Source organism: Pseudomonas sp. OV226 (assembly GCF_003148705.1).
Lineage (GTDB): Bacteria > Pseudomonadota > Gammaproteobacteria > Pseudomonadales > Pseudomonadaceae > Aquipseudomonas.
On the sequence record NZ_QGGS01000002.1, the window covers coordinates 292,751 to 308,955 of the forward strand.

Annotated in this window: 21 protein-coding genes; 15 read left to right on the forward strand and 6 right to left on the reverse strand. The window is 58.9% G+C overall.

Features of this window, described 5'->3' with window-relative positions:
* The first annotated feature begins 6 nt into the window (after positions 1-6).
* The 3 genes from C7534_RS04395 to def all read left to right on the forward strand — a co-directional run bounded on the left by C7534_RS04395 (position 7) and on the right by def (position 1,870).
* On the forward strand, positions 7-198 hold the full coding sequence (locus C7534_RS04395) for a CsbD family protein (RefSeq protein ID WP_109785095.1): 192 nt from the start codon (positions 7-9) through the stop codon (positions 196-198).
* A gap of 173 nt (positions 199-371) precedes the next feature.
* Positions 372-1,334 carry a YihY/virulence factor BrkB family protein gene (locus tag C7534_RS04400; RefSeq protein WP_046032013.1) on the forward strand — a complete coding sequence of 321 codons (963 nt, stop codon included), beginning with the start codon at positions 372-374 and terminating at the stop codon, positions 1,332-1,334.
* Entirely contained in the window at positions 1,331-1,870 is a 540-nt protein-coding gene (gene def / locus C7534_RS04405; RefSeq protein ID WP_109785096.1) for a peptide deformylase, read from the forward strand. The genes C7534_RS04400 and def overlap by 4 nt, the downstream gene beginning before the upstream one ends.
* Before the next feature lie 41 nt (positions 1,871-1,911).
* On the opposite strand, the gene C7534_RS04410 is transcribed toward def, so the two are convergent.
* Positions 1,912-2,331, reverse strand: a complete 420-nt coding sequence (locus C7534_RS04410; protein WP_109785097.1) for a GNAT family N-acetyltransferase — start codon at positions 2,329-2,331, stop codon at positions 1,912-1,914.
* Positions 2,332-2,666: 335 nt separating this feature from the next.
* Between C7534_RS04410 and C7534_RS04415 the strand changes: the two genes are divergently transcribed.
* From C7534_RS04415 to C7534_RS04430, 4 genes are all read left to right on the forward strand, one after another.
* Positions 2,667-3,608: a fatty acid desaturase gene (locus tag C7534_RS04415; protein ID WP_046032010.1), complete on the forward strand. Its 942-nt coding sequence runs from the start codon at positions 2,667-2,669 to the stop codon at positions 3,606-3,608.
* A 138-nt stretch (positions 3,609-3,746) separates the two neighbouring features.
* Positions 3,747-4,538 carry a phosphate/phosphite/phosphonate ABC transporter substrate-binding protein gene (locus C7534_RS04420; RefSeq protein WP_109785098.1) on the forward strand — a complete coding sequence of 264 codons (792 nt, stop codon included), beginning with the start codon at positions 3,747-3,749 and terminating at the stop codon, positions 4,536-4,538.
* Between the two features lie 116 nt (positions 4,539-4,654).
* Positions 4,655-5,182, forward strand: coding sequence for a sigma-70 family RNA polymerase sigma factor (locus C7534_RS04425; RefSeq protein WP_109785099.1), 528 nt, complete (start codon positions 4,655-4,657; stop codon positions 5,180-5,182).
* Positions 5,179-6,192, forward strand: a complete 1,014-nt coding sequence (locus C7534_RS04430) for an ABC transporter substrate-binding protein (protein ID WP_109785100.1) — start codon at positions 5,179-5,181, stop codon at positions 6,190-6,192. The genes C7534_RS04425 and C7534_RS04430 overlap by 4 nt, the downstream gene beginning before the upstream one ends.
* 235 nt (positions 6,193-6,427) lie before the next feature.
* On the opposite strand, the gene C7534_RS04435 is transcribed toward C7534_RS04430, so the two are convergent.
* The 3 genes from C7534_RS04435 to C7534_RS04445 form a co-directional block, all read right to left on the reverse strand.
* Complete coding sequence (locus C7534_RS04435; RefSeq protein ID WP_109785101.1) at positions 6,428-6,982, reverse strand: hypothetical protein; 555 nt, start codon at positions 6,980-6,982, stop codon at positions 6,428-6,430.
* A 155-nt stretch (positions 6,983-7,137) separates the two neighbouring features.
* Positions 7,138-7,770: a glutathione S-transferase family protein gene (locus C7534_RS04440; RefSeq protein WP_046032005.1), complete on the reverse strand. Its 633-nt coding sequence runs from the start codon at positions 7,768-7,770 to the stop codon at positions 7,138-7,140.
* Positions 7,771-7,826: 56 nt separating this feature from the next.
* Positions 7,827-8,858 (reverse strand): LacI family DNA-binding transcriptional regulator, encoded by a 1,032-nt coding sequence (locus tag C7534_RS04445; RefSeq protein ID WP_109785102.1) that lies wholly within the window; start codon positions 8,856-8,858, stop codon positions 7,827-7,829.
* A 214-nt stretch (positions 8,859-9,072) separates the two neighbouring features.
* Between C7534_RS04445 and C7534_RS04450 the strand changes: the two genes are divergently transcribed.
* Both C7534_RS04450 and C7534_RS04455 read left to right on the forward strand, forming a co-directional pair.
* Positions 9,073-9,606: a gluconokinase gene (locus tag C7534_RS04450; protein WP_046032003.1), complete on the forward strand. Its 534-nt coding sequence runs from the start codon at positions 9,073-9,075 to the stop codon at positions 9,604-9,606.
* Between the two features lie 82 nt (positions 9,607-9,688).
* The gene (locus tag C7534_RS04455) at positions 9,689-11,041 is read left to right on the forward strand and encodes a GntP family permease (protein WP_046032002.1); all 1,353 of its coding nucleotides are present in this window, start codon (positions 9,689-9,691) and stop codon (positions 11,039-11,041) included.
* Between the two features lie 188 nt (positions 11,042-11,229).
* Here C7534_RS04455 and alaC read toward each other — a convergent pair whose 3' ends face one another.
* The gene (alaC, locus tag C7534_RS04465; protein ID WP_109785104.1) at positions 11,230-12,447 is read right to left on the reverse strand and encodes an alanine transaminase; all 1,218 of its coding nucleotides are present in this window, start codon (positions 12,445-12,447) and stop codon (positions 11,230-11,232) included.
* A gap of 139 nt (positions 12,448-12,586) precedes the next feature.
* Between alaC and C7534_RS04470 the strand changes: the two genes are divergently transcribed.
* From C7534_RS04470 to C7534_RS04490, 5 genes are all read left to right on the forward strand, one after another.
* Positions 12,587-13,249 carry a LysE family translocator gene (locus C7534_RS04470; protein ID WP_109785105.1) on the forward strand — a complete coding sequence of 221 codons (663 nt, stop codon included), beginning with the start codon at positions 12,587-12,589 and terminating at the stop codon, positions 13,247-13,249.
* A 66-nt stretch (positions 13,250-13,315) separates the two neighbouring features.
* Positions 13,316-13,801 carry a GyrI-like domain-containing protein gene (locus C7534_RS04475; protein WP_046031999.1) on the forward strand — a complete coding sequence of 162 codons (486 nt, stop codon included), beginning with the start codon at positions 13,316-13,318 and terminating at the stop codon, positions 13,799-13,801.
* A gap of 98 nt (positions 13,802-13,899) precedes the next feature.
* Positions 13,900-14,388: a GNAT family N-acetyltransferase gene (locus C7534_RS04480; RefSeq protein ID WP_109785106.1), complete on the forward strand. Its 489-nt coding sequence runs from the start codon at positions 13,900-13,902 to the stop codon at positions 14,386-14,388.
* Between the two features lie 97 nt (positions 14,389-14,485).
* Positions 14,486-14,752, forward strand: a complete 267-nt coding sequence (locus tag C7534_RS04485; RefSeq protein ID WP_046031997.1) for a prevent-host-death protein — start codon at positions 14,486-14,488, stop codon at positions 14,750-14,752.
* A complete protein-coding gene (locus tag C7534_RS04490; RefSeq protein WP_046031996.1) occupies positions 14,745-15,086 on the forward strand; it encodes a hypothetical protein in 342 nt (113 codons plus the stop codon). The genes C7534_RS04485 and C7534_RS04490 overlap by 8 nt, the downstream gene beginning before the upstream one ends.
* A gap of 60 nt (positions 15,087-15,146) precedes the next feature.
* Here the strand turns inward: C7534_RS04490 and C7534_RS04495 are convergent, their stop codons facing one another.
* Positions 15,147-15,632 (reverse strand): GNAT family N-acetyltransferase, encoded by a 486-nt coding sequence (locus tag C7534_RS04495; RefSeq protein WP_109785107.1) that lies wholly within the window; start codon positions 15,630-15,632, stop codon positions 15,147-15,149.
* A gap of 139 nt (positions 15,633-15,771) precedes the next feature.
* On the opposite strand from C7534_RS04495, the gene C7534_RS04500 reads away from it, so the two are divergent.
* Positions 15,772-16,197 carry a YybH family protein gene (locus C7534_RS04500; RefSeq protein WP_046031994.1) on the forward strand — a complete coding sequence of 142 codons (426 nt, stop codon included), beginning with the start codon at positions 15,772-15,774 and terminating at the stop codon, positions 16,195-16,197.
* Positions 16,198-16,205: the final 8 nt, after the last annotated feature.

The window sequence follows — 16,205 nt, forward strand, 5'->3', positions numbered from 1 at the left end:
ATCACCATGAGCAGCACGGGCGATAAAGTAAAAGGCCTGGCCAATGAAGCCGCCGGCAACGTCAAGCAAGGCGTCGGCAAGGCCACCGGTAACGAAAAAATGCGCTCCGAAGGCGTGATGCAGGAAAGGAAAGGCGAGGCCCAGCAAGCGATCGGCAAAGCCAAGGATGCGCTCAAAAAAGGCATCGACAAGGCGTGATCCGACGTGTGAAACGTCTTGCAAACGGCCATCCATCGATGGCCGTTTTTGTGTCAGCCTGAACTTGAACGAGGAAATTGTTTCAAAGTCGCCAAGTAGGCTACTTTGTTGTAGAAATCAGCCCCCTGAGTCGCCACGACTTCCAACCCCTCTTGCGGCGAATGGAGACGCTAATGATTTTCCCGGACATGAGAGGCCTGCCCCTGCACCGTGTGATGATGCGCACGGTCACCGAGTTCATCGACGATGAGATGTCGACCTATGCCTCGGCGCTGGCCTATCAAATGTTGTTTTCGCTGTTTCCCTTCATCCTGTTCCTGATTGCCCTGATCGGTTTCCTGCACCTGCCGGACTTTTTCTCCTGGCTACGCCTGCAATCGGAACTGGTCTTGCCGCCCCAGGCGCTGGAACAGGTCAACCCGGTGATTGACCAGCTCCAGCAATCCAAGGGCGGCTTGCTCTCGGTGGGTATCGTGATTGCGCTGTATACCGCCTCTGCCGGTGTGCGGCTGATGATGAGTGCGATGAACGCCGCCTACGATGTGGTCGAAGGCCGGCCGATATGGAAGCGTTTTCCACTGTCGGTCATTTACACCGTCGGCATTGCCGGGATGCTGCTGGCCGCCGCCGCGCTGATGGTCCTCGGGCCGCAAGTCATGGGCTGGATTGCCTCGCAAGTTGGCCTTGAAGACTTTATCGTCACCTTGTGGACCATCGTTCGCTGGCCGGTCATCGTGATTCTGTTGATGGTCGCGGTGGCGCTGATCTACTACGTCATGCCCGATGTCAAACAGGAGTTTCGCTTCATCACCCCGGGCTCGGTGCTGGCGGTGGTGGTGTGGATCATCGCGTCGCTGGGCTTTGGTTTGTACGTCAAGGAGTTCGCCAACTACAACGCCATGTATGGCAGTATCGGCGCGATCATCGTGCTGTTGCTGTACTTCTATATTTCCGCCGCAGTGCTGTTGCTCGGTGCGGAGATGAATGCGGTGATCGAGCACATGTCGCGCGAGGGCAAGGACCCGGGCGAGAAGGTTGCCGGCGAGCACGGTCCTGGCCACGAAGAGAAACATCACGTTTCCGGGCTGGGACGCGATCATTCGGTTAAAACACCCACTGACGAAGTCATCAAATGATCCGTGAAATCCTGAAAATGGGCGATGAGCGCCTGCTGCGCATTGCTCCGCCGGTGCCAGCCGAAATGTTCGACAGCCCCGAGCTGTGGCAACTGATCGACGACATGTTCCAGACCATGGAAAGCGTCGGTGGGGTCGGCCTGGCGGCGCCGCAAATCGGTGTCGACCTGCAACTGGTGATCTTCGGTTTCGAGCACAGCGAGCGCTATCCCGACGCCGAATCGGTGCCGCAGACAATTCTGATCAACCCGTTGATCACGCCGCTGAGCCCGTTGATGGAGGAGGGGTTCGAAGGCTGCCTGTCGGTGCCGGGCCTGCGTGGCGCGGTACAGCGTTACCAACAGATTCGTTACGAGGGTGTCGACCCCAAGGGCCAACCCATTGTGCGCATCGCTTCAGGGTTTCATGCCCGCGTGGTGCAGCATGAATGCGATCACCTGATCGGCCGTCTGTACCCGTCGCGTATTACCGACTTCAGCAAGTTCGGGTTTACCGAAGTCATGTTCCCGGACCTTGATCCGAACGCCGACGATTGATCCTGTAGGCGCCCCCAATCCTTGTAGGAGCGGCGGTGTGTTCAGGTTGTGCGCGGTTCCAGCCCCATCGCAATCATCGGTTTGCTGCGGGCATAGCGGCTCAGGCGTTCGACCATGGCATAAGGCATCTGTGGATCGAAAGCAAAGCCGCGACGTTCATAAAAATCACGCAAATCGGGGTGGCAAAACAGCCACACCGGCAGTTCAAGGTCCTTGACCGCCGCCGCAATCAACGCACCGGCCACCCCTTGTTCGCGACAGGCCGGATCAACAAACAGCCCCGTCAACCAATGCCCGCCCGCTACCGGCCGCAAACACAATGCGCCGACGATTTCTTCGCGCCGGGCGACCCACAATCGAGCGTCGCGCACGGCTTTCATCGACGATTGGTGAGCGCGATAAAACTTGTTCATCAGCGGCCATAGCGGCTCGTCGAGCACGGTGTACTGAGTGTCTGGCATGGTTTGGGCTGTCGGTGTGCAAAGCGGGCGATTATAAAAGAACGCGCGCGCAGCGATAGGTGTATACCTGATCTCACATCCCTGTGAGTGGAGTACGCATCATGTCCAAAGGTATGGATTCGAAGAAAGCAGCGAAGAAAAAGCCGGCGAAAACCGCCATCGAAAAGCGCGCAGACAAGAAGGCCAAGAAGGTGGATGTGTTCGGTCATTGATCCTGCGACAAGGGAGCCCGGCAATCGGGCTCCTGCGGCACGTCTAACGAAATAACCAAATAATCTGCAAGATTTCCCAAGGCTATTGCACAGAAGGGGACTGGTCCCGATCTGAGCAACGCCATGCCCCATTACTTCGACAGTGCCCATCGAGAAGAAATCGAAACCCTGCGTCAACGCCTGACGGCCCGCACCGAATGGCCGACCTGGCTGTTGTTGATCGGCGTGTATGGCGGCTGGTTCAGTATTGTCCTGGCGGGTGACCGTTTGGGCGTGTGGTGGAGCACCCTGCTACTGATTCCGTTGCTGGTGCTGTGGTTGTCGGTGCAGCACGAATTGCTGCACGGTCACCCGACCCGTTGGACCTCGCTGAACAAAGTCCTCGGTTATGCGCCGTTCGCCGTCTGGTATCCCTACACCCTTTATCGCGACAGCCATTTGCTGCATCACCGCGACGAAGACCTGACCCTGCCGGGTCGCGATCCGGAAAGTCGCTACCTGAGCGTCGAACAGTGGCAGGGCCGTTCGCTGTTCGAACAGGGCCTGCACTGGCTGAACAAAACCGTCCTGGGGCGCTTGATTCTCGGTGCGCCGCTGGCCTTGCTGGCACTGGCCCGGGAGGAGTGGCAGCGACTGAAAGCCGGTCAGCGACAGGCGTGGCTGATGTGGCTGAGCCATGGCGCACTGACGATTCTGATGCTGGTGTTCATCGCCCGCTACAGCGTGTTGCCGGTGTGGCATTACCTGTTCCTGATCAGCGTGCCGGCGCTGTCGATTGCGATGATTCGCTCCTATTATGAGCATCGCCCGCATGCCGAACCCGAGCAGCGCACGGTGCTCAATGAGGCGGCCTGGCCATGGCGCTGGCTGTTCCTGAACCTCAATTTTCATCTGGTGCATCACGACTTGCCGGGGTTGGCGTGGTACGACTTGCCGCGTGCTTACCGGGCACGCCGCGAGCAGTGGCTGGCGCGCAGTGGCGGATTTCTGGTGCAGGGTTATGGGCAGTTGTGGCGTGAGAACGGTGTGAGGGCCATCGACAGCCCACAGCATCCGTTTAGCTAATGCATAGTCACCATTGAACCCTGTGGGAGCGGGCTTGCCCGCGATTGCTTTTTCACATCCAACGCATCTGATGACTGGTCTAACGCTATCGCAGGCGAGCCCGCTCCCACAGGGTTACTGGTTGTGTGGAAGATTTCGATGACTCAACACATTGCCGAATTACTGATGTACGTCGCGCCAGAGCCGATCCGCCAGGCCAATGAACGCTGGTTGACGCGAATCCTTGAACGGCTCGGCAGCGATCGTCTTGATGCCAAAGACCTGTCACTGACAGACCTCTGGCTCTCTCCGCATCTGCTGCTGACCCAAACCTGCGGCTATCCGCTGATGACGGCGCTGCGCGGGCGGGTCCGGGTGATCGGACGGCCTCGCTATGAACTGCCGGACAGCAGCGGCGGCAACCATTGCAGCGTGCTGTTGAGTCGTGCCGATGACGCTCGGCGGACCTTGCCTGACTTTCGCGACAGTCGTGGCGTGATCAATGGCGAAGATTCCAACAGCGGCATGAACCTGCTGCGGCATCGACTGGCACCGCTGCATCGCGACGGCCAGTTCTTTGCCAGCGTGGCCATCAGCGGCAGCCACCGCGAAAGCCTGCGCTGGCTGCGTGAAGACCTGGCCGACCTGGCGGCCATTGATAGCGTCACTTACGTCTATCTGGCGCGGTACGCCGAAGAAGAGGTCGCGGGGCTGCACGTCATCGCGCGCAGTGCATTGAGTCCGACGTTGCCCTTTATCACGACGGCGGCGGCGAGTGATCAACAGGTTGAACAGCTTCGGCTCGTCATGAATCAAACCTTGAAAGAATTGCCTGACGTCGTCGAAATCCTGGGACTTGAGGAAGTACTGCCCGCAGAGGAAAGCGACTATCAGGTGGTACTCGACTACCAGCAAGAGGCTGAAATGTCGGGTTATGGTCGCTTGCGTTGAAATTCTTAAAAAGCATATAAAAATGCTTTTTAAATATTATTAAAGAATAAGGCTCCTTGTTAGGATCGCACCACCGGATCACCGGACATTCAGCGACCCCTAACCCAGGAGCCCCTATGTCCGGCCCCGATCTATCCCATCGTCACTCTGTGGACGGCTTGTTCCGCGCCCACTACCGCTGGCTCTGCACTTACCTGCGCCGTCATCTGCAGGACGTGGCGGGCGCCGAAGATATTGCCGCCGACACCTTCGTACAACTGCTTGAAGCGCCCGGTCTGAGCGCGATTCGCCAACCCCGCGCCTTGCTCACCACCATCGCCCAACGCCTGCTCTATCAGCGCTGGCGGCGTGCGGATCTGGAGCGCCTGCATCTGCAGCAGATCGATGCGGATTGCGCCGCTTCGCCCGAAGAACTCGCGCAGGTCTCACAAGCCTTGAACCGCCTCGATCACAGCCTGCAGCGTTTGCCGGGCAAGGTCCGTTCGACTTTCCTGCTGGCTCGCGTCGACGGTTTGACCTACCCGCAAATCGCCGTCGAGCTGGGCATTTCCCAGCGTTCGGTCAGCGTTTACATGACCCGCTCCCAAGCGCTGTGCGATCGCCACAGCGCCAACCAACTCCTGTTAGACAAGAGGTCCGCATGAGATCGATCAAAACCCTGCTCGGCAGTTCGCTGTTGGCGCTGAGCCTTAGCGTCGGCGCGGTATCGGCGACGGAGAAAACCGCGCCGATTCACTTCGGCGACATCACGTGGGAGAGCGGCAGCCTCATCACCGAAATCCTGCGCCTGATTGTCGAGAAAGGTTACGGCTACCCGACCGACACGTTGCCGGGCAGCACCGTCAGTCTTGAGGCGGCGCTGGCCAAAAACGACATTCAGGTGATCGGCGAAGAGTGGGCCGGGCGCAGTCCGGCGTGGGTCAAGGCCTCTGCCGAGGGCAAGGTGTTTGGTTTGGGTGATACCGTCAAAGGTGCCACCGAAGGTTGGTGGGTGCCGGAATACGTGATCAAGGGCGACCCGGAACGGGGCATCAAACCGTTGGCCCCGGAACTGAAATCCGTTGCAGACCTGACGAAGTACAAGGATGTGTTTCGCGACCCGGAAGACCCGAGCCGCGGTCGTTTCCTCAATAGCCCCACGGGCTGGACGTCGGAGATCGTCAACAGCCAGAAGCTCAAGGCGTATGACCTGACCGCCAGCTACGTCAACTTCCGCACCGGCTCGGGTGCGGCGCTGGATGCCGAGGTCGCTTCATCGATCCGCCGTGGCAAACCGGTGTTGTTCTACTACTGGTCGCCAACACCGCTGTTGGGGCGCTTCAAACTGGTGAAACTGGACGAGCCGCCGTTCGACGCCGACGCCTGGAAGACCTTGGCTGATGCCAGCAATCCCAATCCCAAGGGCACGCGCTCGATGCCTGCCAGCCTGGCCATCGGTGTGTCTGCGCCGTTCAAGGCGCAGTACCCGGACCTGGTGGCGTTCTTTGAAAAGGTCGATTTGCCGATCGATTTGCTGAACCGGACGCTGGGGCAAATGAGCGAAAAACGCCTGCCACCGCGTGAGGTGGCGCAGGCGTTTTTACGTGAGCAGCCGCAGGTGTGGAAGGCTTGGGTGCCGGGGGAGGTGGCGACCAAGGTGAGTGCAAGCTTGTAGTTTATCGGGCACGTCGTCGATGCGATCAGCCAGTTCAACGCGACGTTGCAACTGAACTGATTCTCGCAGCGACACATTCGCTGTAGCAGCTGGCGCAGCCTGCGTTCGGGTGCGCAACAGCCGTAAAATCCGAATGCCCGGTTCTTCTGTCGGACCGCGTAAACCGGATTTACGGCTGCTGCGCAACCGAACGCAGGCTGCGCCAGCGGCTACAAAACGGGTGTGGTATGTGTGGTTAAAGCGATGCCAGGAACTTGTCGACTACTTGAGTGCCATTTTTTTCGCTACTGCCGGCTTCTTTCTCGACCTGCGCCAGTTTCATTTTGTCCTGCAGGCGATCGGCGATTTCCTGGGCGACTGCCTGTTGTTTCTCCGGCGGCATGGCTTTCGAGTCTTCCTCGGTAATGCCCATCTCCTTCAGGATACTGTCGCGCAGACGCTGTTCCGGCGTTTTGCTCATGTAGTCCTTGAAGTCGGTCATGGCCGCGCTGTCGGAGGACTGGGCTTTGACATCGGCCGGAACTTTGGACGGATCGGCGGCTTGCAGCGCCACGCGGGTCTTGGCGAACGCTTCATCAACGTTGTCGCTGATTTTGCTCGCCTCACTGACTTGTTGCGTGGCCTGTTGGGTCGCGGACGATTGCACCTGCGCCTGCACGTTGGTTTGCAGAGCCTGCATCATTGCACCCTGCAAGCCGCTTTGCAGACCGGCGGCGGCTTCGGCGGCCGGATCTTCGCCGGGACGCTTGGGCAGGGGAAGCATTTGGACTTGTTTTGCACTGACCAACATGATGGGTAGACCTGTGGGTAATGGCTGACCGATGGGCAGGAGCAAGTACTGTGCCGCAGCGCAAAGCCTCGGGTTTGCAAAGGCTTTGCAAGGGGAGGGCGCAGGTCCGGCGGTCAGGGGTTGCCGTCAGGCGGCAGAGATCTACCGCCGCGCCGTCAAGGCAGGCCGTTACATCCGTGTTTCAAGAAGCCCTGGCGTTGGGCCAGGCGCTGAAAATACTCGTCGATGACGGGGAAGTCCGGCCGTTCCATCGGCGTCATCAACCAGCGATTGACGGACAGCCCGACGACAATGTCCGCCAGCGTGAACTCGGACCCGGTGACAAACGCCCCGGTTGCCGAGAGCTGATGGGCAAGAATGTCCATCTTCTGGTTCCAGCCACGCAGGCCGACGGCGATGCGATGCGGGTCCTGATATTCCGGGTCTTTGCGCACCAATGCGCTAAACGCGTAGCTCCAGGACGAATTGAGGTCGGTTGCTTGCCAATCCATCCATTGCTCCACGCGCGCGCGCGCCAGCGGTTCGTGTGGCAGCAGGTGAGTGTTGTGGTGTTTGCCGGTCAGATAGCGGCAGATGGTGTTGGATTCCCACAGCACGACGGTGCCGTCGATGATCACTGGCACCTGGGCATTGGGGTTGAACCTGAGGAATTCCGGGCTATGGGTTGAGGCAAAACCGCTGCCCCAGTCCTCGCGTTCGTAGGCGATGCCCAGTTCCTCGCAGGTCCAGAGGACTTTTCTGACATTGATTGACGAGGCTTTGCCGAGAATCTTCAGTACAGGGTCCATTGAGCTACTCCGTTAGCGAATACGCTTCGGGACTTTAAGGTTAGTTGAAAACGTAATCACGTGCTTTCGCGCACCTTCAACTCAAACCCCATGTCTTGCACCGGTTTGGCCACGCTATTCCCGGCCATCAGGGTCAGCATCAATTCCGCCGAGCGCCGGCCGATGGCCTCTCGCGGTGTGTTGATGCTGCTCAGGCGCGGGACCATGTGGGCGGAGGCGGGCAGGTCGTTGAAGCCGAGGATGGCTATTTGTTCCGGCACCTTGATGCCATGGCGCAGGGCTTCGAGCAGTGCGCCCTGGGCCAGGTCGTCGTTGCCGAAAAAGATCGCGTCGACATCGGGGTGACTGGCCAGCAGTTGCAGGAACAGTTCGCCGCCTAATCCGACGGAGGAGGCGCGCGGGGTCAGCACTTCCAGATCAGGGTCGTACAAACCGGCCTTTTGCAGGGCTTTGCGAAAACCCTCGCCGCGCAACAAGGTGCGCTGGTCCAGTTGTGCGCCGATGTAGGCCAAGCGCTTGCGGCCACGGGACAGCAAGTGCCCGGCAGCGGTTTCGCCGGCCGCCAGTTGTGAGAAGCCGACGCAGTTCACGCCGGCCGCGCTGTCCAGTTCCATCATGTACACGCACGGGATGTTGCTCGCCTCGATCATCCGCCGCGAACTTTCGGTGCGGTCGAAACCGGTCAGCAACAGACCGCGAGGCTGATACGCCATGTAGTTGCGCAGCAGGTTTTCTTCTTCATCGCGCGAGTAATGGAAGTTGCCGATCAGCACTTCGAAGCCTTTGGGGCGCAAAACCTGATGAATGGCTTCCAGGGTGTCGATGAACAGCAAGTTGGATAATGAAGGCACCAACACCACCACCGAATGGCTCTGGGCCGAGGCCAGGGCGCGGGCGGCGGGGTTGACCACGTAGTTGAGTTCCAGCGCGGCTTTCTGGACTTTTTCCACCAGTTCGATGGCCACCGTGCTGACGCCACGCAGGGCGCGGGAGGCGGTGATCGGGCTGACGCCGGCCAGTCGGGCAACTTCATTGAGGGTAGGGCGGCCAGTGGTGCGCGTATTTTTATCGTTTTTAGTTGGGGTCATCGACGGCTTGCCAAACAAAATTCAAGGCACTAAGGTAGCGCTGTCCCGAAGCAGCTGCAAATGCGTAAGCGAGTTTTGCCTGAACCTCGCTTCTTGGCGTTGGGAACGAACATGCTGCAACCCACAAAAATGACAAGAAGGCGTCGGCAACTACTGCTTTTGGTCTAGTGTCATAACTGGCAAAGGTAGCGCTGTCTGCGCGCTGAGGTGTTACATGAATCATCCCATCACCGCCCTGGTCATCATGGGCGTTGCCGGTTGCGGCAAGACGTGCGTCAGCGAGGCCTTGTGCCAACTCAGCGGCGCCACTGCCATTGAAGGCGATACTTTCCACCCTGCCGCCAATATCGAAAAGATGAGCGCGGGTATCCCCCTGAACGACGAAGACCGTGCCGGCTGGCTCGACAGCCTGTGCGATGAACTGCGCCGCATCGATGCCAAGGGCGAACGCCCGGTGCTGACGTGCTCGGCCCTCAAGCACATTTATCGCGAGCGCTTGCGCAGTGCCTTGCCGGGCCTGGGTTTCGTGTTCCTTGAACTGACCCCTGAAGTCGCCGCTGACCGCGTGTCCCACCGCCCGGGCCACTTCATGCCGTCGACATTGATCGAAAGCCAGTTCGCCACCCTCGAATCGCCCGTGGGCGAGCCGTTGACCCTGGCGCTGGATGCATCGGTCTACAGCGTCGAGCAATTGGCCGCACAGGCGCATGTCTGGTGGCAGGCCCATGGCCTGAAACACGCTGTATGAGCGTTCCCGGAAAAGATAGCGCTGTCCTGATGGCGTGCGAATTACCCGCTTTAATAACAACAACAACCAGGAGACACCCCTAATGTTTGGCATGTCCCACGAGACGTTCCTGCTGCTCGATGCAGTGGTCACGGTGATCGGGCTTATCGTCTTGATCACCAAGTTCAAGTTGCACCCATTCCTCGCACTGATCATCGCCGCAGCCTTCCTCGGGCTGACCTCCGGCATGCCGATCGGCACCATCATCAAGGCGTTCCAGGACGGCTTCGGTGGCGTGTTGGGTTTCGTCGGCATCATCCTCGCGCTGGGCACCATGCTCGGCAAAATGATGGCCGAATCAGGCGGTGCGGATCAGATTGCGCAGACGTTGATCCGCGCCTTCGGCAAGGACAAGGTGCAGTGGGCGATGATGTTCGCCGCGTTCCTGGTCGGCATTCCGCTGTTCTTCGAAATCGGCTTTGTGCTGCTGATTCCGCTGGTGTTCATCGTGGCCCGCCGCACCGGCGTGTCGATCATCAAGATCGGTATCCCGTTGCTGGCCGGCCTGTCCGCCGTACACGGCCTGGTGCCGCCGCACCCGGGTCCGCTGCTGGCGATCGGTGTGTTCGGTGCCGACATTGGTAAAACCATTCTGTACGGCCTGATCGTTGCGTTGCCAACCGCCATCATCGCTGGCCCGATTTTCGGTACGTTCATTGCCAAGCACATTCCCGGTCATCCGAACCAGGAGCTGGTGGATCAACTGGCGCGCGAAACGGATTCGGCTGAACTGCCGAGCTTCGGCATCACGCTGGTGACCGTCCTGCTGCCGGTGTTCTTGATGCTGCTCAAGACGTTTGCCGACGTGGTGCTGCCCGATGGCAACATCTTCCGCGCTTTCATGGACCTGATCGGTCACCCGATTTCGGCATTGCTGCTGGCATTGCTGCTGTCGCTGTACACCTTCGGCTACAAGCAGGGCATCGGTTCCAGCCAAATGATGAAATGGCTGGACGCGAGCCTGGCGCCGACCGCCGCGATCATTCTGATCATCGGTGCCGGTGGTGGCTTCAAGCAGATGCTGGTGACCAGCGGTGTGGGTGACGTGATCGGCCACATGGCGGTGAATGCACAGATTTCGCCGATTCTGTTGGCGTGGCTGGTGGCGGCGGTGATTCGTATCGCGACCGGTTCGGCGACCGTGGCAACCATTACCGGTGCGGGCATTGTGGTGCCGGTGGTGGGGATGATTCCGGGTGTGAACCGTGAGCTGCTGGTATTGGCCACCGGTGCCGGTTCGTTGATCCTGTCTCACGTCAACGACGCGGGCTTCTGGCTGGTGAAGCAGTACTTCAACATGACCGTAGCGGAAACCTTCAAGACCTGGACCGCGATGGAAACCATCCTGTCCGTGGTTGCGCTGGGCTTTATCTTGTTGCTGTCGATGTTCGTGTAAGTCGATTAGCAGACACAAAAAAACCGCAGCGATGCGGTTTTTTTGTGGGTGATCGATTTCAAGGCTGAACACAATAATGATCGTTCCCACGCTCTGCGTGGGAATGCCACCATGGACGCTCCGCGTCCACTGTGACGCAGAGCGTCACCGGATTCATTCCCACGCTGGAGCGTGGGAACACTCATGGGTCAGGCGTTGGTTTTCGGTGCCAGCCCATCCGCCCTGAACATCCCGCGAATCCCGCGCACCGCCTGACGAATCCGGTCCTGGTTTTCGATCAGCGCGAAGCGCACATGATCGTCCCCATACTCACCAAACCCCACGCCTGGCGAAACGCAGACCTTGGCCTCGGCCAGCAGTTTCTTGGCGAATTCCAGCGAGCCGAGGTGCGCATACGCCTCGGGAATCTTGGCCCAGACGTACATCGACGCCTTCGGGTTCTCGACCATCCAGCCCAGTTCATGCAGACCTTTGACCAGCACGTTACGCCGCTGCCGATACTGCTCGGCGATGTCCTTGACGCATTGCTGGTCGCCTTCCAGCGCCGCAATGGCCGCGACTTGCAGCGGAGTGAACGTGCCGTAGTCGTGGTAACTCTTGATCCGCGCCAAGGCGTTGACCAGTTCCGGATTGCCGACCATGAAACCGATCCGCCAACCCGCCATGTTGTAGCTCTTGGACAGGGTGAAAAACTCCACCGCAATGTCCTTGGCGCCCGGCACTTGCATGATCGAGGGGGCTTTCCAGCCGTCGTAGACGATGTCGGCGTAAGCCAGGTCGTGCACCACCAAAACGTCGTACTGCTTGGCGAGGGCGATTACGCGCTCAAAGAAATCCAGCTCCACACATTGAGCAGTAGGGTTGGATGGGAAGCCGAGGATCATCATTTTCGGTTTCGGGATCGAGCCGCGAATCGCCCGTTCCAGTTCGGCGAAGAAGTCCACGCCCGGAATCAATGGCACCGAACGCACCTGGGCGCCGGCAATCACGGCACCGTAGATGTGGATCGGGTAGCTGGGGTTGGGCACCAGCACGGTGTCGCCCTGATCGAGGGTGGCCAGCATCAAGTGCGCCAGGCCTTCCTTGGAACCGATGGTGACGATGGCTTCGCTTTCCGGGTCGATGTCGACCTCGTAGCGATCCTTGTACCAGTTGGAAATCGCCCGGCGCAGACGCGGAATGCCCTTGGACGTCGAGTAGCCGTGGGTGTCTTCGCGCTGGGCGACCTGCACGAGTTTTTCGACAATGTGCGGCGGAGTCGGGCCGTCAGGGTTGCCCATGCTCAAGTCAATGATGTCTTCGCCACGACGACGGGCGGCCATCTTCAGCTCGGCAGTGATGTTGAACACGTAAGGGGGGAGTCGATCGATGCGCGCAAAGCGGCGCGGCGAACCTTGTTCGGCCATTGTTGCCTCGAATAACGTAAGCGCCCGGAACCGTCCGAGCGACGCTGGCCACTGCGGTGGCCTGTTGCGGAAGATAAGGGCTGATGTGGCACACTGTCCAGCCACTGTGTAAACAAATTTGTCCGAAGGAAATCGGTTGATGGAATTCACCAGCGGCTTCTTGCTGAGCCTTTCGCTGTGCCTGGATATCGGCGTGGCCAATATCGCGATGATCACATTGGCCATGCAGCGCGGCTATTTCCAGGGCTTTGCGCTGGGGTTGGGGACCTGTGTCGGCGACCTGATCTACGCGGTGCTGGCGTTGACGGGCATGACCGTTTTGCTGCAATACGAAACCGTGCGTTGGGTACTGTGGATCGGCGGTTCGGCGTTGCTGATCTATTTCGCGGCGAAGATGATCTATTCGGCGATTCACCACGAAGCGGCCTTGGCCCAGGCCGAAGAGGTGGGGCAGAACTCCCATCGCAAAGAGTTTTTCCGTGGGATCTTCCTCGCCATGTCCTCGCCCAGCGCCATCCTGTGGTTCGCGGCAGTCGGCGGCACGCTGATTGCCCGTTCCGGCGGCGGTGGCGCCCTCAGTTCGGCGCTGTTTCTCGGCGGTTTTCTTTGCGCCGGACTGCTCTGGAGCGCCGGCCTGTGCTTCGCTGCCAGCCACGGCGGCAAGTTGCTGGGCGACAAATTGCTGCGCTACTCGTACATGGCATCGGCGGCGATCTTCTGCTATTTCGCGGTCTACGTGATTCTATCGGGCTACAACGAGTTTGTGGGGGCGGGCGCCGTCGAACAGTTGCACGCCCTGTAACTGGGCGAATCGGGTTTGGCTTCTATACTCCCAGCCGAACCCTTTTTTAAGCTCAGGAGATGAATCATGGATGAGCAAACAAGCGCCGAAGTAACGGAACCACGCTTCGAACACGGACACTTCCTGCTGATCGCAGGGCTTGGCGGAAAATTTACTCAACAGACTACTGCTGACATTCCCGCGCTCTGGGACAAATTCATTCCGCACATCGGCAATGTTCCCGGGCAAAAAGGCGAAGTGACTTACGGCGTCTGCTGCAATTTCGACGGTCAGGGCGGTTTCGATTACATCGCCGGGGTCGAGATCAGCAAGCTCGATGACTTACCGGACACATACCGCTGGGTAGAGGTGCAGCCCCAGCAATATGTCGTGTTCGAACACAAGGGGCCGCTCACCGCCTTGCCGCAAACCTTCCAGTACATCCATGGCACGTGGCTGCCTAAGTCTGGACGCGAGCTGTTGGCTGCCCCGGAGTTCGAGCGCTACAGCGAAGACTTCAACCCCAAGCTCAACACCGGCAAGCTGGAAATCTGGTTGCCGATCAAAGCGTAAACAAGACGGCGAGAGACTGATTAGTAGAATCGTCTCTCGCTGTCGCGCGGGTGCTGATTTATGATCCCCAGCCTTTCCCACGCTGATTCCGAGCTGCCATGAACACCGTCATCCGCAACGTCACCGCCACTGATCTGGACCGCTGCTACGCCATCGAAACCGTGGCCTACGAAGGCGACGAAGCCGCCACCCGCGAGAAAATCGCCACCCGCATCGCCACGTGGCCCGAGGGTTTCATCGTGGCTGAAGTCGACGGCGTTGTAGCCGGTTTCATCAACTCCGGTGCGGCGTTTCAGGTGGAAATGTCGGACGAAGCGTTCAAGGAACTGATCGGCCACGACCCGGCCGGTCCGCAAGTCGTGATCATGTCGGTGGTGGTACACCCGGATTATCAGGGGCTGGGGTTGGCGAAGCGGTTGATGGGCGAGTTCATCGAGCGGATGCGTGCGTTGGGCAAGACCCACATCCACCTGATGTGCAAGGAGCGGCATATCCCGCTGTACGCCGGGTTTGGCTTTGCCTACATCAAGCCGTCGGCCTCTGACCATGGCGGGATGGCGTGGCATGAGATGGTGTTGGAGCTTTGAGGTCGCAAATGATTGCTTGAGATAAGTTTTTTTATAGCCTAAATTCAGACCGTGTTGCATTGGCCAGCCTGATTGGATGGCGGTAGAGGAATGAGTAATGCGAGTTGAAACCATCAGTTTTGTAAAAAAGAACGCCGCGGCACTGGATCTCTCTGAGCCTATGCTCGTCACGCAAAATGGTGTGCCGGCTTATGTGATTGAGTCGTATGAGGAGCGTAAGCGTCGTGACGAAGCCATTGCGCTGATCAAGCTTCTCTCGTTTGCCTCCCGCGACAAGGAGCAGGGCAAGTTGATTTCTGGTGACACACTTTTGGCCAGACTGGCTCAGCGACGTCAATCAGAGCAAGGCGATACCGATGCCTGAAACCTACAGGGTAGAGTTCGCGACTGCTGCGGAGCACGGAGTCGTTTCACTTGAGCACTACCTGACACAACAATGCGGTCGCAAAAAAGCGGCAGAGCTGGTTGATCAATTGGTCATGCAGATCGTTACGGCACTGGCTAGCCAGGCTCATGTCTATGGTGTTTGTCAGGAAGCGGCGTCTCTGGGTGTAACTCTATTTCGAGAGTATCTGCCTTTGGGGCAGCGGGTTCTGTATGAGGTATATCCGAGCGAAAAACTTGTGGTGGTCGCTCTGGTGATCGGCCAACGCCAAAGTGTCGAAAAACAACTGCTCGACTACTGTTTACTGCTCTGACAGAAGACTTCATCCAAAGGGTTGCCACGAGGCAACCCTTTGGAATCGCCCCCCCGTCGGTTAAAAAACCAACCCCATCCGCCGTTCATACCCGATCCGGCCCTTGTACGCTTCACCACTGTCGACCCAGCCGAATTTTGCGTAGAGCGCGATGGCCGCCTGGTTGTCCGCATCCACCGACAACTCCAGCCCCTTTATTTCCGGAAACGCCTGGCGCGCCACGTCCGGCAGCGCTTGCAGGCAGGCCTTGCCGTAGCCTTTGCCTTGAGCGTGTTGATCCACTTGCAGCGCATGCAAGGTGGCGCTGTGTTCATCGGCCCAGGCCGGCAGTACGGGCGGGCGCTTGAGCAGCAGGAAGGCGACCGGAACGTCTTCGACCAGTAGCGCAAACCCTTTGACGCCCGGGCCGGGTCTGGACAGCAAGGTGTGCAATGCACCGTGAATGTCGCCGGAAAATTTGATTTGTTCCTGAAGAACTTCGATGGCCTCGACCTGCTGGCGCTGGAGTGCGTTCAGGCTGTCGTAAGGCACGAGTCGGGCTGTCACTGGAGTGTCCTTTTTCCAACACGAATGGGTCTTGGATTTTAGCGAGTTTGCGCAGATGGATTATTTTTATTTGGTTGTCGATTTGCCGTTTGGCCGAACGACTAAGGGTGTCTTCACAACAAAAACACGGAGAACCACCATGAGCGCTACCAATGAAATCCAGACCCTGATCGACACCTATCGTCAGGCAGTCATTTCTAAAAACGTCGATAAAATCATGGCCCTGTATGCCGACGACATCGTCTCCTACGACGCAGTCAAGGCCTTGCAGTTCCGGGGCAAGGCCGCGTACCGCGCGCATTGGCTGGAGTGCATGGAAATGTGCCAGGGCCAGCATCAGTTTGATTTCGATCATATGAACATTGTGGCGGACGAGCACGTCGCCTTCGCCCATTGGCTGGCCCATTGCGGTGGCACCAACGACAAGGGCGAGACCCAGGCCTGCTGGATGCGCGTGACCGCCTGCTATCGCCGCGACGGCGGGCAATGGCGGATTGTCCACGAACATTGGTCGGCCCCGTTCGACATGGTCAGCGGCACCACGCTCTTCAATCTGGAGCCCTGATCGTCGGG